We start from the raw sequence: 13,769 nt of genomic DNA, 5'->3' as shown, positions 1-13,769 counted from the left end.
TCATGCCTGACTTGCTCATCGGATTCTGGCAGGGGCTGCAGTTTTACTGGGGCGACATCAGCTACCTGACGCTCCAGCACTTGCAAATCGTCGCAGTCAGCGGAGTGCTGGCCATCGCCATTGCGCTTCCCTTGGGCGTGTGGATGAGCCGACCGGCGAACCAGCGTTACGCCATGGCCAGCATGCAAGTGCTCAACGTCGGTCAGGCAATCCCCAAACTCGCACTGCTGGCGCTGGCCATGAGCTTCATCGGCGTTGGCAGCGGCGCGGCCATCATCGGCCTGTTCGTCGCGACCTTGCTGCCCGTCGCAGTCAACACCTACGAAGGCTTGCGCGCGGTGCCGCAGCACTTGGTCGAAGCGGCCGAAGCCATGGGCATGACGCCACGGGAGACGCTGTGGAAAGTCGAAATTCCAAATGCGCTGAACGTGATCTTCGCCGGCATCCGCACCGCACTGGCCATCAACGTCGGCACCGCACCACTGGCCTTCCTGGTCGGCGGCGGCGGACTGGGCGAGCTGATCTTCACCGGCATCGACCTCAACGACTTCAGCATGATGCTCGCCGGCGCCGTATCGACCGCGCTCCTGGCCATCGCCGTCGACCTAGGCTGCGGCGTGATTCAACACATCGCAGTGTCCCGAGGCTTGCGAATGGCCGGACGCGGATGAATCCGAACACCCTTCACTAAACCAACAACATGAGGTGCACGATGATTTATCGAATGCTCGCCAGTCTGGTCATAAGCCTTAGTCTCATTTGCGGCGTAATCGGCAGCGCTTCAGCCAACAGCACAATCGTAGTCGGCGGCAAGAAATTTACCGAACAGCAACTGGTGGCCGAAATGACCGCACAACTTCTCCGCGCCAATGGCTACAAGGTCGATAAACGCGCGGACCTGGGTTCGTCTGTATTACGAGCCGCACAGGAGAACGGACAGGTCGATGTGTACTGGGAATACACCGGCACGTCCCTGATTACCTACAACAAAATCACCGACAAACTCAGCGCCGAGGAAACCTACAAAAAGATCAGCGAACTCGATGCGCAAAAGGGCATCACCTGGCTGAACCCTTCCAAGGCCAATAACACCTATGCACTCGCCATGCGCAAAGTGGATGCGGAAAAGGACGGCGTCGTCTCGATCAGTGATCTCGCGAAGAACATCGAAGCGGGTAAAACCTACAAGTTTGCGTCGAATGCGGAGTTCTTCTCACGGCCGGATGGGCTGCGTCCGCTCCAAGAGGAGTACGGGTTTGAATTCGAGCGCAAGAACATTGTGCGGATGGATGGCGGGCTGACTTATCAGGCGCTTAGGGATGGTCAGGTGGATCTGGCGTTGGTGCTATCGACGGATGGACGGATTCCGGCGTTTGGGTTTTTGGTGTTGAGGGATGATAAGGGGTTCTTTCCTGGGTATGCGTTGACGCCGGTGATTCGTACTGAGGTTTTGGAGGGGAATCCGAGGGTTGCGGAATTGTTGAATGGTCTGGCTTCGAAGCTGGATGATGAGGTGATTGCGGGGCTTAATTCTCGGGTTGATGTGGGGCGGGAGGCTATTGAGGGGGTGTCGAAGGCGTTTCTGCAACAGAGCGGTTTGCTTTAGTTGGGGGGCGATGGCGATCGGCCTGATTGCTCGGGTCGGATGAAAATTGGTGGTCGGTTTTTATTTCGCTTGTTTGGCGTTCAGCGGGGACTCGCCGGACGGTTTAATTTTCGTCCAGGGCAGAAAATCGTTTTGGGCGGACGGGGCCAGAGCTTCCGCGGAGGATGGCTTTCGCCCTGTCAGCAGCTACGTCGAGCTCTTGTGGGGTAGCCGAGTAGACAGCATCGATCTGCCGGTTTCGTGAGAGGCGCTTAATTCTCATCATGTCTGAGAAGCTGAGGTCTTTTGCATGCAATTGTTCGTTAATCATGACCCAAGTACCCATCAGTGTGTTGGGGCGAGCTTGGGTTAGACGTTAGCATGTTCACGCTAGTGAAAAGTCGAATGATGTCGGTAGCTGAAACCCGATTCAATCAAGTCAATTTCCAGGTTTAAGAATCTGCGTGGTTGTCAGCGTGAATACGTGCTCCTTCTCTTTTGCTTTAGCCGTCCGCGCTGACGGTTGCCGGCTGAAGCGAAGCGGGCTTTCAGCTTTCTAGGTTGGCGCTGAAGCTATGGTCTCGCTATGAGTTGGCAGCAACGAATCTAGCCAAACCGTGAAGTGGATTCCGCCCGGCCAGTGATTACCAGCTAGACGAGCTCATGCGCCCACTTATAGCTGCTGTACAAGAATGGCCGACTGTCCTCCTTTTTGGTCTTCACAACCCTTAGGCGCAACTTTGTGCCTACCGGATAGCCCCGGATTTCTCTAGAACACTCGATCTTCATGCTCTGGGCAAAGGACTCTCCGCTTGCTGGTCGAACACCATTCTTGCGGCGGGCTGGGTCATAGAAAACTTCCGCGATGATTGAAACGTACTCTTCTGGATCGTGCCTCAGCTCCCAAGTCATAGTCGCTCCTTGAACCATTGGGTTGTTGAAAGCTGAGTGAAGATCAGCCAATCCCCGCTGTCAAAACCTCAATTATGATCCGGGTTGGAGACTGACGTCGTGCGGAGCAGGTCCTTGGGCTTGCGGCAGCTAACGCTGGCGACCCCGCAAGTCAAGGGTCCGGCTGTTCTGGAAGGCTACAGTGAAAGTTCTGAAGCCACTGGCCCTATGGCCAACGGGGTACTGCAAGGTCAGCCATTTGAATTTTCATGTCTGAAAGGCGTGTGATTTGGGCTCCCCTGGGTATTCCAACGTTGTGTTTGAAGTCAGAATTTTCCCGGTCAGGGGTTTGTAATGCATTTCAAAACGGATCTGCATGAAGCGCTTTGAAGCTCAATCGCCGTTGGATTACGGGCACAAAAAAGACGTCCATGGATATCTTTAGAGCCGGGGTAATCTGAATCTGTTCTGTAGGTCATTGATTTATATTAATAATTTGTTTGAATTTTTTCAGTTGGAATACCAGATGGAATACCGCATTCCGCTTGGCGGCGCCGACTAATTTAGAGTTGAAAAAGGATGGGTAATCATGTTTGGCGGTGTTCTGTTCTTAGCTCCGGGTCAGCAACGGCACAGATGTCCCTTGGTCACCCTAGCTAAAGGTATTTGAATCTGATTCAGCCGCCGTGAGCCTTGTCCTGTAGTTCGCTGCTGCACATTAACAGGATCAGATGCTCGAACGAAATATCCGCGTTTAGCGTCGATCCTGCCACTGGAAATGGTTACCGCATCCCTCTAATACCCATCAGCGTTACCGCGTTTAAAGTTTTCCGCTTGTTCAAAGATTTCTTTGTAAACCTCATCTCTATCTATAGGCGGATAACCCCATTCATCAAGTAGGATAATTAGGTCAAAATGCAGCGCTGCCCTGATATCATCACGCTTGTTCCAGTCGGTATACTTGGCTTTGTCGTCAATGACTTTTTTTACTTCCTTGGCTAAGTCGACGAGCTTGTTCTCAGGGTAGGTGAAATCATATTTGTGAGCTAGTGTAATCAGGATGTCGTAGAACGCCTTTTCCTCAAAGTCGATACCCATCTCCCCATATGAATCCATTTCATCACGAAGCTCGTTATACAGTTTGATGATTTCATCTGAAAAGTCTTTGATGATGTCAGAGCGGAGAATGTCTTTCTCATTACGTTCGTTGTATTTCTCAATCAAAGAATTCATTTTCTTGGAGAAATCTGTACCTTTTACTTTGTTGGTTTTTTTGAATTCTCCAATGGCTTTGGCCAGCATTTGCTGTAGTAGTTGAAGTTTAGTATATGGTTGCTTAATAAGCTCTAGTTTTGCCAAGTAGTCGTCATCAAATATATCGATCCCGCTCCCTTGGTTTTCGCCCAACTTGAAAATTTCCTCAACTCCATTGCTTATCAATGAGTCTCTTACCAGCTCGCGTACTTTGCGATTCATTTGGTCAACGTCCGGCGCGCCTCCGGTAGTTATTTTGAACACAATACTTCTCGCGGCGAGGTAGTAGTGGATTAGATTTTTGTTATTTTGAGTAAGCTCATCGCTCCCTACACAAATATCGTATGCTGACTTCATCCGCTTCGTCAGATCCATAAACGTCGTTTCCAGCTTTTTGGTCGCCAGTACAAAGTTTGCTAGGGAGTTTAAACAGTGTAATTGCTCTAAAGCAGACCCACTAAAATAAGGGCTTGAGTCGAATTTGTAGAGTAGAGCGCTTAGCAGTGAAAGGTGGTCCTTAACTATAATGATAGACTGCTTGATGTCTTCTAGATTCTTTTCTTGCCCTCCGGTATATTGTGAGAGCGCCTGATTCATTTGCTTTTTGATGCCGATGTAATCAACTACTAAACCGCTTTCTTTTTTCTCAAACTTACGGTTTACACGGGATATTGTTTGAATAAGGTTGTGTTTTTGTAGTGGTTTGTCAATGTAGATTGTGTCAAGGAAAGGAACGTCAAATCCAGTCAGCCACATATCAACCACGATGGCGATTTTGAAGTTTGACTTTTCGTTTTTGAATTGACGGTCTAACTCCTTGCGGTATTCCTTGTTCCCAAGTTTGTTCCATAACGGCTTTTCATCATCTTTGTTTCGAGTCATGATCATTTTGACTCGCTCCATAGGCTTAATTTTACTCTTCTCGTTTTCAGTTAAAGTCGCGCCGTCTTCGCACACTTTAACCTTGTTCCACTCAGGCCGCAGTGCGACTACCTCCTTGTAGAAATGATAGGCAATTTCGCGGCTGCTACACACGAACATAGCCTTACCTTTCTGTGTGGTGCCTTCTTCAATCCGTTTTTCATGATGCTGAACAAAATCTTGAGCAAGTGTCTTAATCCTATTGGGATCCCCCAGGATGGTAGACATGCTGGCCATTGCTTGCTTACTTTTTTCTATCTGATATTTGTTAGTGCCGGCCTCCTCACAGGTTTTGTAATATTTTTCAACTTCGTCCAGTTGCTTTCCGTCCAATAGCAGCTTGGCAGCCCGGCCTTCATACACAATACGAACCGTGATTTCATCGTAAACTGACTCAATCATGGTGTAGCTATCTATAATGTCGCCAAATACAGTTAATGTGGCATCAATTGGAGTGCCAGTAAAACCAACGTATGTCGCATTTGGGAGTGAGTCATGTAGGTATTTAGCAAAGCCAAAACTTTTTCTAATCCCCTCCTCTGTGATAGTGATTTTTTGTTCTAGGTTAGTTTGACTGCGATGTGCCTCATCAGAGATACAAATTACATTTGCTCGGTCGGTAAGTATTTCTAAGTCTTCTGTGAATTTATGAATAGTTGTGAGAAAAATTCCGCCGCTTTTTCGATCTTTTAATAACTCGCGCAACTCGGTACGGCTTTCGACACTAATAATTGTTTGGTCGCCGATATAGCCTTTGGCATTGGTGAATTGCCCGGATAGTTGGTCGTCAAGATCAGTTCGGTCAGTAATTAGGATAATTGTCGGGCTGCCAAGATCTACATCCTTCATTAGCAAGCGACTTAGGAATAACATGGTATAGCTCTTGCCACATCCTGTTGCGCCAAAGTAAGTGCCGCCTTTCCCATTTCCACTGCTCAGCTTGCCGTCTACATCGAAATGCTTCATCTGTTTTTTGATGTTGGCGAATAGTTTGGTTGCAGCATAGTATTGCGGGTAGCGACAAACGACTTTTTCTTGCTTGCTCGATTTGTCCGGAATATAAATGAAATTACGTATTACATTAAGCAAGCGCTCTTGGTTGAACAAGCCGCTTACCATCGTAAATAGTGCGTCGATGCCGTCCTTGTTGAGTTTTTCCTCCCCAGTGATTTTTCGCCATGAATAGTAATATTCATATGGCGCAAAAAACGACCCCATCTTGGTATTAGCGCCGTCGCTAATCACGCACAATACATTGTATTTGAATAGCTCCGGAATATCTCTTTCGTAGCGGGTAGTTATTTGGGTGTGAGCATTCAGCAGAGTGGTATTCTCTCGGCTGGCACTTTTGAACTCAAACACAATGAGTGGCAAACCATTTACGTAGAGTATCCCGTCCGGAATGCGCCGCTCGTAGCCCTGGATCTCCATCTGGTTGACAATGCGAAAAATATTTTGTTCTACATTGTCATAGTCGATAAGCTGAACATAAATATCTTTCTGGTTGGCATCTTCACGCTTTGATAAAAAGCCATCGGATATCAGTTTCATAATGGTTTTGTTGCTGTCGTAGAGATCTGATGCAGGCAGATATTCTAGATTGTGTATAATTTGTTCAATCTCGATGTTAGTTATTCCAAAACTAACATAACGTTTCGCTAGAAACTTACGAAGATCAGACTTGATGAGTACATCCTCGGGAGTACGATCCAGCACCTCTCCGCATGTATGCGGATAGCCTTCCTTCCCTAGTAATTCGATAATGGCTTGCTCAAGCTTTTCTTCTGTAAATTTCATCGTCGCTTAATTTCCAATGTTCATAGTATTTTTCTTAACAAAGGATTCTCCCAATGAGATCGCTTTTTGTACGCTCAAGTCGAGAATTGGAACGTCAACATCACACATTTCTTCCCAGCCAAATATTTCCCGTACACTTCCGTGGGATTTAAATCTGGCATAGCGATCAAATTCTGGTCTTGAGAACCAGAGCATAAGGAAATGCGGCAAAAGTTTGGACTTGTCGATGATTTCGAACACAGTGTAAGAAGTAGAAACGATACACTCATCATCTTCCACAATACCTATCGAGATTCTATCTCCATTTCGACTTGTCACTGGGCCGTAAGCAAACTGCCCTTTTTTGGCAATTTTATATATGGATAGATCTGTGCCAATTATGTTTGCTTGTGATGGTATCAGCTCCTTGTACATACTAACGCCAAGGAGGTTGTCAATTCTTAGATCTTCATTTTTTAGTGATACTTCTCGAATATGCTTGCCGAGTTTTTCAAGCTTGTAATTCATAACCGGACTCCTTAAAACTCCTGAATAGCTCTGATTTCTCTTGTTTTTCACGCTGAAGAATTACATCTACCTTGTTTTGTAGTTTGGCGAGATGGCCATCAAAGTCAAAACTTTCGTTTGAAAATTTAAACTCTATGTATTTGTTTGGTACTAGACTGAAGTTGTTTTCTTTGATTTCTTTGAATGTTGAGCTATAGCAGTATTCTGGAATGTTGTTGTAAGTTTTTGTCCAGTTTTCCTGTTGCCAGTTATGATATGTTTCGATTGTAGTGCTGAGTTCTTTATCTGTTAGGTCGATAAACTTTTTCTCAAAGGGGATTCCGCATTTCCGCATGTCGATGAATAGCACTTCACCTGTTCGGTCTCTATAGTCACGCTTGTGCGCATCATCTTCTACAGAATGTTTTTTCTTGTTTTTATTTAATATCCATAATGTAACACCTATGTCGGTGGTGTAAAAAAGCTTCCTTGGAAGTAGGATGATGGCCTCAACCAGGTCATCTTCAATCAGTTTTTTTCTGATTTTATGCTCTACACCCTCGTCGGAAAGTGCGCCGTTAGAGAGGACAAATCCTGCAACCCCATTCTCAGAGAGCTTAGATACCATATGGAGGATCCAGCCATAGTTGGCGTTGCTGGTGGGTGGTGTTTCATAACCGTCCCAACGATGGTCGTCAACTAACTCATCGGATGCACGCCAATCCTTTTGGTTGAATGGCGGGTTCGCCATAATGAAATCCGCTTTTAGGGTTTCATGTTGGTCATTGGCAAATGTGTCTTTGGCAGCTGCACCAAGGTTCGCTGAAATGCCGCGAATCGCCAAGTTCATTTTTGCCAGTTTGTAGGTGGCACCTGTATATTCTTGCCCATAAACTGAAATATCTTTTTTGTTGCCTTTGTGGTTTTGGATGAATTTGATCGATTGCACAAACATACCGCCAGAGCCGCAGCATGGGTCATAGATTTTGCCCTTGTAAGGCTCGATGAGTTCTGCGATCAGGTTAACGATACTCTTTGGTGTGTAAAATTCTCCTTTTCCTTTGCCCTCAGCGATAGCAAATTTCGCAAGGAAATATTCATATACCCGTCCCACCACATCTTCATGTGGGTTCGCTAAGGTATCGATATTATTGATGACGTCAATGAGCGCTGCCAGCTTGCTGGCGTCCAACCCTAACCGTGAGAAATAATTGTCCGGCAGTGCGCCTTGTAGCGCTTTATTGTTTTTCTCAATTGTGCTTAATGCAGTATCAATTTTTAATGCTACATCCTCTTGCTTTGAGTTTTTCTGAATATAGCGCCAGCGACTTTCTATGGGCAAATAAAACACATTTTCTTTGGTGTAGGCCAACACCAAATCGACGTATTTTTCCTGTCCGGCATCAATAAGTTCTTCCTTGCGCTTCTCAAAAATATCGCTAATGAACTTGAGGAAAATTAGGCTAAGTACAATATGTTTGTATTCAGAGGACTCAACGCTTCCACGCAACTTGTTTGCTGCATCCCAAAGAGTTTCCTCTAATGACTTTTGCTTTTTGCTTGTCGCTGTCTTCTTTGCCACAATGTGTATCCGTAACAAGTTTATTTGATGTGGAGACTATAGATTTTCAAATTGCAGTGCCTAGTCGTAGTTATAAGGCGGCTGAGATTTTTCTCTTTAGTCTGGAAATTGTTTTGTAGTTATCTATCTAATCAAAAATTTTCATATTTGTTTTTAACGATCGGTAGATATTAACATAGTTACGATCAACCAAACGCTGAGTAGCGGACCGGCCTAATCGCCTGGTCCGCGGTATTCCAGCCGGTCAGCAACCCAGGTGGCGCTACCCGCGACGGCTTTGCGCCCAGGAGACTCAAGGGCGAGTTCGGCGAACTGCCCATCGAGGGGGGCGGAATCACGACGGCGTTCGTCCTGCGTATCATTGAGAAGCACCAGACCCGTAGGCGGGCGTCGGCGAAAATATCCTACACCGTATGCCTGCGGATTGACCGTGCAGGAACACCTAGCTTATTTACAGAAAAGGCACGGAGGTATTGCCCAGCACGATCACATCAGTCATCGATGTCGTGGCCGATGAGGCAAGGCCTGGCAGTCGCGCCTAGTCTATGCGGTTTCCCCACAGCCTACTTTGACCACATTCACACATATGGTGCGTGGAAGGCGCTGTACCTTGCACTGAGCTGTAGGTCTGCACGATTTTAGACCAGTGGTCGAACTCTACCGCGCAGAGCAGCAGGGCTTCAACGAAGTCTGGAAGGCTGCATATTCCCGATACGAGGGTTAGGCCAGCAGTTCTCTGTTGTTCCCTAATCGATTCCATACCAATACAGCGGTGAGTCGATAGTAATACCGGGTGGCGTCTGAATGGTCTTTCAGGTGCTGAGTGAGAAACCAGCGCACATGCTTGAGCTGCCAGGTCCAGGGATTATCTCGCTGCCATCGCTGTTGAATGGCCGATTGCATGATTCTGGCTTGGCGTAGGTGTCGTTGCTGCGTGGCCTTCGATCCGGTCAGTACGCCACTCAGGAACAGCGCCATATTGAAGGGTTTGGTCATGCACTGCCTCCAATGTAGGCCGACACTACATCAATCCGGCTATGCCCAAGCTCAAGGCTGATTTGTTGGCGCGCCTGTTGATCAAGGTCGCGGTCAATGCGATAGCAGTGGCCGCCGTTGATCGGTGCGGCGTGGCCAGTGAGCTGTTCGTAACGCTCGCAGGCGTAGGCTGCGCGCAGTTCATGAAAGCCCTTCAGCCCGTGCTCATGTAGCGTTTCGCGGGCGGGAAGCACTGTCCGTTGCAGGAGCGCGGCGTAGCTTTCGTCTCGGGCCAGCAAGTTGCGGCTGCCGGGCGGCGATGCGTGACGAGCCAACTGCAGCGTCGCTTTCACTGCTTCATTAGCCTCGATCCATCGCGGTGCTGAAGCCCCTGAGCGGCCGCCTTTGGTACCGTCCTGAATGTTGATGCGGCCCAAGTGTTCGGCTTCGCGGTGCAATCGTGGCAGGTCTGCCAGTATCGTTTCGCGCAGGCGCATACCGGTTGTTCGGGCCAACAGGACAATCGCGGCCACCCGCTCGTGGTGCTGTTTGCCCAGCGCCTCGAGTACTCGCCGCACCTGTTGGCGGTCTTGGCCATCCGGTGCGCGGGTGCGTACGCTCGAGCGCTGCAGGCCTAACGCCTGGCTCGGACTGGCGATCCTCACGTCCTGATCACCGCGCAGCGCCTCGAGGGTACGGTTGACGCTGCTCAGGCGGTTCTGCGCGGTCGCGATGCAGAGTTCACCTTGCTGGATCTGTTGGCGCAGGTACGCGGCGTAGTCGCGCAGCGTCTGTCGATCGATCTGGCGCGCATCGTTGTAACTAGGGCCGTCTTCTGATCGACACCAACGCACGAACGCTTGCCAGCGATCGCTATGCGCTTTGACCGTGGCGAAGTGGCCGCCGGCAAACATATCCTTGAGCGCTTGCGGGCCGGCGTAGCTCAGCTGGCGGCCATAGCCAAAGTTGCGACCCTCACGTCGACCGACCAAGGCCATCGTCATCACCGTTTTCGTTTGTTTGCAGAAAAAGTAGCAGGGCTTGCCAGTGGGGGCTGAGCCTGTCCACCTGCTGCCAGTGTGTCGGGCGGACCAGGAGGGTGTTCTCCTGATGTTGCAGCAGCGCCCCTTCCTCGCGCAGTTGCTCGATCAGCAGGGCAATGTGGGCAGGCTCAAGAGGTGATGTGGCGACAGCGGCGACAGCGGCGACAGTGGCGACAGTGGCGACAGTGGCGACAACCCGCGTCGTTTCTGGCCTGGCGCGTGGCGACAGGCTGGCGACAGAGGCGGCGACACGCCGAGATTCAGGTTGTAGTTGATGTAGCGCTTGGTAGCGGCGCACCGCGTCATTGAGGCGAAACATGGCGGACCTCGAAAGTTTTTCCGTCGCGGCTGCTCAGCCAGCGATGAGTGATCAGCACGACCAATAGAGAGGCGGTATGGTCAGCGCTCTTGCGGGCAAAACGCGGGCCGTTGCGATTGACATCGCGAAGGGTGAAGTGAGTCCAGCCTTTCTGCACCAGCCAGCGCAGCAATCGATCCGCCTCTTCGCATCGGCTATTGACCGGCTCCTGTTCGGTCAGGCGCTGGATCTCGGCCAGGTAGTAATCCATCAACGTGGAAGCGCGCTGGATGTGTGCTTCGTCCAACGAACTGGCCTCTTCAACCATGGCCAGCACGCCCGCGATACGCAGTACATTCGCCGCCGCCTTGGCCGCGACAGGCTGGACACCGGCCAGCTCGCCGAACTCGCCAGACTGACATTCGATGGTGTCGTGAATATCAATCCAGGCACGACGGGCGCGGGGAGTCAGCTCCAACGTGGCGGGATTGAGTGAGCCATCTTTGTGAAGTGACCAGGGCTTTTGCAGCAGGGCGGTGATCCGCTGTTGGTAGCGCTGGACTTTGGCATCTCGGGTCAGGTCGATCGCCTTGTAGAGTCGCTGGCCGGCCAGGCGTTCAGGCCAACTGATCAGGCAACGGCCGAGGATGCCTTGACCATTGATCACCGGGTCTTTGAACAGTTGGTTGGCCAGGTAGGGCTGCAGCATCAGATGCAGGCTGAGGCGGCGATCATAGGCCCGCAGGCTTTCCCCTGTCATAGAGCGGGCCCGGTCGATCGGGCTGCCATCCCACAATGTCGACAAGGTGGTGATCGCCTTGAGCAGGTTCTCTTTGCTCATGGTGCTGCTGCCCAAGAACTGGCCACCTTCATCATTGAACAAGCCCATGCTGGGCAAGCCATGGCACAGGCTTTTGACCAGGGCCTCAATGGTGGGCTCGGCAATGATCAGTCTCGGCGGTACCGGCTCGGATAGTTCGCTGCCTTCCGCCTCTGCGTGGTTCTTTGAGGTTTTGGGTTTGGCCATGATACTGGTAGCGGCGCGATAGGCTTTGAGCTTTTCCGCATACAGGGTCCACTGCTGTCGTTCCCAGTCGCGCGCGGCCTTCAGTGCCAGATGATCCACCGCGCTTTTGCGATCACCCGAGGACGCCACCGTTACTAGGTAGAGGGACAGCGGATAGGTTCGACCGTCGAGGTGGACATTGGCATGACCCTGGCTCACCAAAGCGGCGCTGGCCAGCACCGACTGTGCAGCCATGGCGCAGGGTACGCCGATCACCTCGGCCAGTCGTTCGACCGCAGGGCCCAACAGATCCCCGAGTGCTTCGACCGGGTAGGGCAGTGGCGCCTGCTGGTATTCCAGCAATGGTTGTGGTGGCACGAACGCTTCGCACAGTTGCATCGCCATTCTCCTGAGATTATCGACTTCGTCCTCACTCATCCCGCCACGGTTGTTGAGTGTTTTCAGGGATCAAGGCCCCTGCGACCTGTGAGGTTTGTCCACTCACGCAGGACTGACGGCTCCTTACGGCCGGGAGCTTGGGCATCTCATGATCTGGCCTCCTGAACACCGATAGCGGTGGGCGGGTGGAGGCTGCACTGGCTGACGAGACCGGTGCCGCGAGATCCTGAGTCAGTTGAAGGCAGTGAGGCGATGACCGGGGCATGCCTGACTGTCAGTCAGGTGCAGTCCATTCCTTGGGCTGCGGCACCATCATCGGCATCGCTGTGGCGAGTGAGCATTCGGTGTTTGTCACGCCGATTGTCACGAGGGGGAAAGCCGCAAAGCCCCATGCGAGCGGGGCTGCAGCAATGTGAGATGCGCCCGTCTCTTTAGGGAGCAAAGAGACGGGCAAAAGGTTGGCGCAAAAAATGGCCAAGCGGATAAGTTGCTGCAGAACAGCCAGGAGGGGGCATGAGTTGCCGCAGTGGGCATTCTGGAAGAAGTGGCATCCATCACATCGCTGTGACCGTGCGAGCCGCCGGACGCTAATCGCACTTGGGGAGAACCACCACGATGTGGCGTAGCCTCAAAGGTTCTGGCTACCTGGGTACTGTCGAGGACAGCGCTGGTACGGCTCTGGTTTAGCGCTCGTTCTGCTTTGCGGTCAACCGGATTTTGGGGGCGAATCTTGCGCCAATCGGTAGCGCTGGAAGACCTTGGAGGCCGGTGGCTTTCCATAGCCGGGTGGTCGTTCATCGGTTTTTAATGTGAGCCTGCGTGATTGCATGGACTTGACCACCCATGTGCATCGTCACTGACCAGTCAATTGCATTCGTGCTGATCAACCGTTTGCATTCGATTTGACCAGCACACGCCGTAGTGACGACCGGCGGAGAACGGCCGATTCTGTTGAAAAAGTCGGTCCTTCCAGACTGCCCGCGTACTGACTGTTGAAAATGCCTTCTTTGCGCGCAGCTACGCGAAATCCGAGCCCGGAATCCTCTGATCAAAGTCAAGATTTCAATCTCAAGCGCGTACTTTTCTACCGTGGAAACCATGGCCGACTTTTTCAACAGAATCGGCCAGGAGCTGACACTCACCAAGGCCTGCTTCGGACTCGTGTTACCGGTGTTGGATGCCGTGTGACCAGGCGTAGATCACCCCGGATGCTCGCCTTGCTACACAACAATAGGTGGGCGCAGATGGGCGTCGAGGGTCAAGCCGAAGTTGAACTGCCCAGTGGACTACTCTCGACACAGCCACGGGATGCCAAAATGCATATCGCGTAATTGTGCTCCTGCCAACATGCAATTAAATCTCTAGGCCATAGCTTTATGATGTCGCACGTGCTCCGTGAGCTTTCTAACGCGGCAGAGTGCACAAGACATCGGTTGCCGGCAATGCCGACACACCCTTAGCATCCTGACCCAGTTATTCCACTGGATGTGTACTGCTATATCGTTTGATCACATGATAAAGTCCGCCTCCAG

General features: G+C 50.9%; 9 protein-coding genes and 1 pseudogene. 3 read left to right on the top strand and 7 right to left on the bottom strand.

All coding sequences use genetic code 11. The features are described 5' to 3' along the window. The first annotated feature begins 2 nt into the window (after window positions 1-2). The 3 genes and pseudogenes from ACGSLL_RS19345 to ACGSLL_RS19335 all read left to right on the top strand — a co-directional run. Complete coding sequence (locus ACGSLL_RS19345) at window positions 3-671, top strand: ABC transporter permease (RefSeq protein ID WP_394507554.1); 669 nt, start codon at window positions 3-5, stop codon at window positions 669-671. A 53-nt stretch (window positions 672-724) separates the two neighbouring features. Next, entirely contained in the window at window positions 725-1,606 is an 882-nt protein-coding gene (locus ACGSLL_RS19340; protein WP_394507553.1) for a glycine betaine ABC transporter substrate-binding protein, read from the top strand. Window positions 1,607-2,632: 1,026 nt separating this feature from the next. After that, window positions 2,633-2,731, top strand: a pseudogene (locus tag ACGSLL_RS19335) (anti-sigma factor); the annotation flags it as partial. A gap of 540 nt (window positions 2,732-3,271) precedes the next feature. On the opposite strand, the gene ACGSLL_RS19330 reads toward ACGSLL_RS19335, so the two are convergent. The 7 genes from ACGSLL_RS19330 to ACGSLL_RS19300 all read right to left on the bottom strand — a co-directional run bounded on the left by ACGSLL_RS19330 (window position 3,272) and on the right by ACGSLL_RS19300 (window position 12,237). Beyond that, window positions 3,272-6,448, bottom strand: coding sequence for a type I restriction endonuclease subunit R (locus tag ACGSLL_RS19330; RefSeq protein ID WP_394507552.1), 3,177 nt, complete (start codon window positions 6,446-6,448; stop codon window positions 3,272-3,274). A gap of 6 nt (window positions 6,449-6,454) precedes the next feature. After that, window positions 6,455-6,955, bottom strand: a complete 501-nt coding sequence (locus ACGSLL_RS19325) for a restriction endonuclease subunit S (protein WP_394507551.1) — start codon at window positions 6,953-6,955, stop codon at window positions 6,455-6,457. Next, window positions 6,939-8,516 carry a type I restriction-modification system subunit M gene (locus tag ACGSLL_RS19320; RefSeq protein ID WP_394507550.1) on the bottom strand — a complete coding sequence of 526 codons (1,578 nt, stop codon included), beginning with the start codon at window positions 8,514-8,516 and terminating at the stop codon, window positions 6,939-6,941. The genes ACGSLL_RS19325 and ACGSLL_RS19320 overlap by 17 nt, the downstream gene beginning before the upstream one ends. Before the next feature lie 720 nt (window positions 8,517-9,236). Next, window positions 9,237-9,512: a hypothetical protein gene (locus ACGSLL_RS19315; protein WP_394507549.1), complete on the bottom strand. Its 276-nt coding sequence runs from the start codon at window positions 9,510-9,512 to the stop codon at window positions 9,237-9,239. Next, a complete protein-coding gene (locus tag ACGSLL_RS19310) occupies window positions 9,509-10,489 on the bottom strand; it encodes an integrase domain-containing protein (protein ID WP_394507580.1) in 981 nt (326 codons plus the stop codon). The genes ACGSLL_RS19315 and ACGSLL_RS19310 overlap by 4 nt, the downstream gene beginning before the upstream one ends. Further along, window positions 10,467-10,853 (bottom strand): hypothetical protein, encoded by a 387-nt coding sequence (locus ACGSLL_RS19305; RefSeq protein ID WP_394507548.1) that lies wholly within the window; start codon window positions 10,851-10,853, stop codon window positions 10,467-10,469. Before ACGSLL_RS19305 ends, ACGSLL_RS19310 begins: the two co-directional genes overlap by 23 nt. Further along, window positions 10,837-12,237, bottom strand: a complete 1,401-nt coding sequence (locus ACGSLL_RS19300) for a YfjI family protein (RefSeq protein WP_394507579.1) — start codon at window positions 12,235-12,237, stop codon at window positions 10,837-10,839. The genes ACGSLL_RS19305 and ACGSLL_RS19300 overlap by 17 nt, the downstream gene beginning before the upstream one ends. Window positions 12,238-13,769: the final 1,532 nt, after the last annotated feature.

Origin of the sequence: Pseudomonas retamae, assembly GCF_043496865.1 — a bacterium.
GTDB classification, from domain to species: Bacteria; Pseudomonadota; Gammaproteobacteria; order Pseudomonadales; family Pseudomonadaceae; genus Aquipseudomonas; species Aquipseudomonas retamae.
This window is presented reverse-complemented; position numbering and strand designations above follow the sequence as displayed.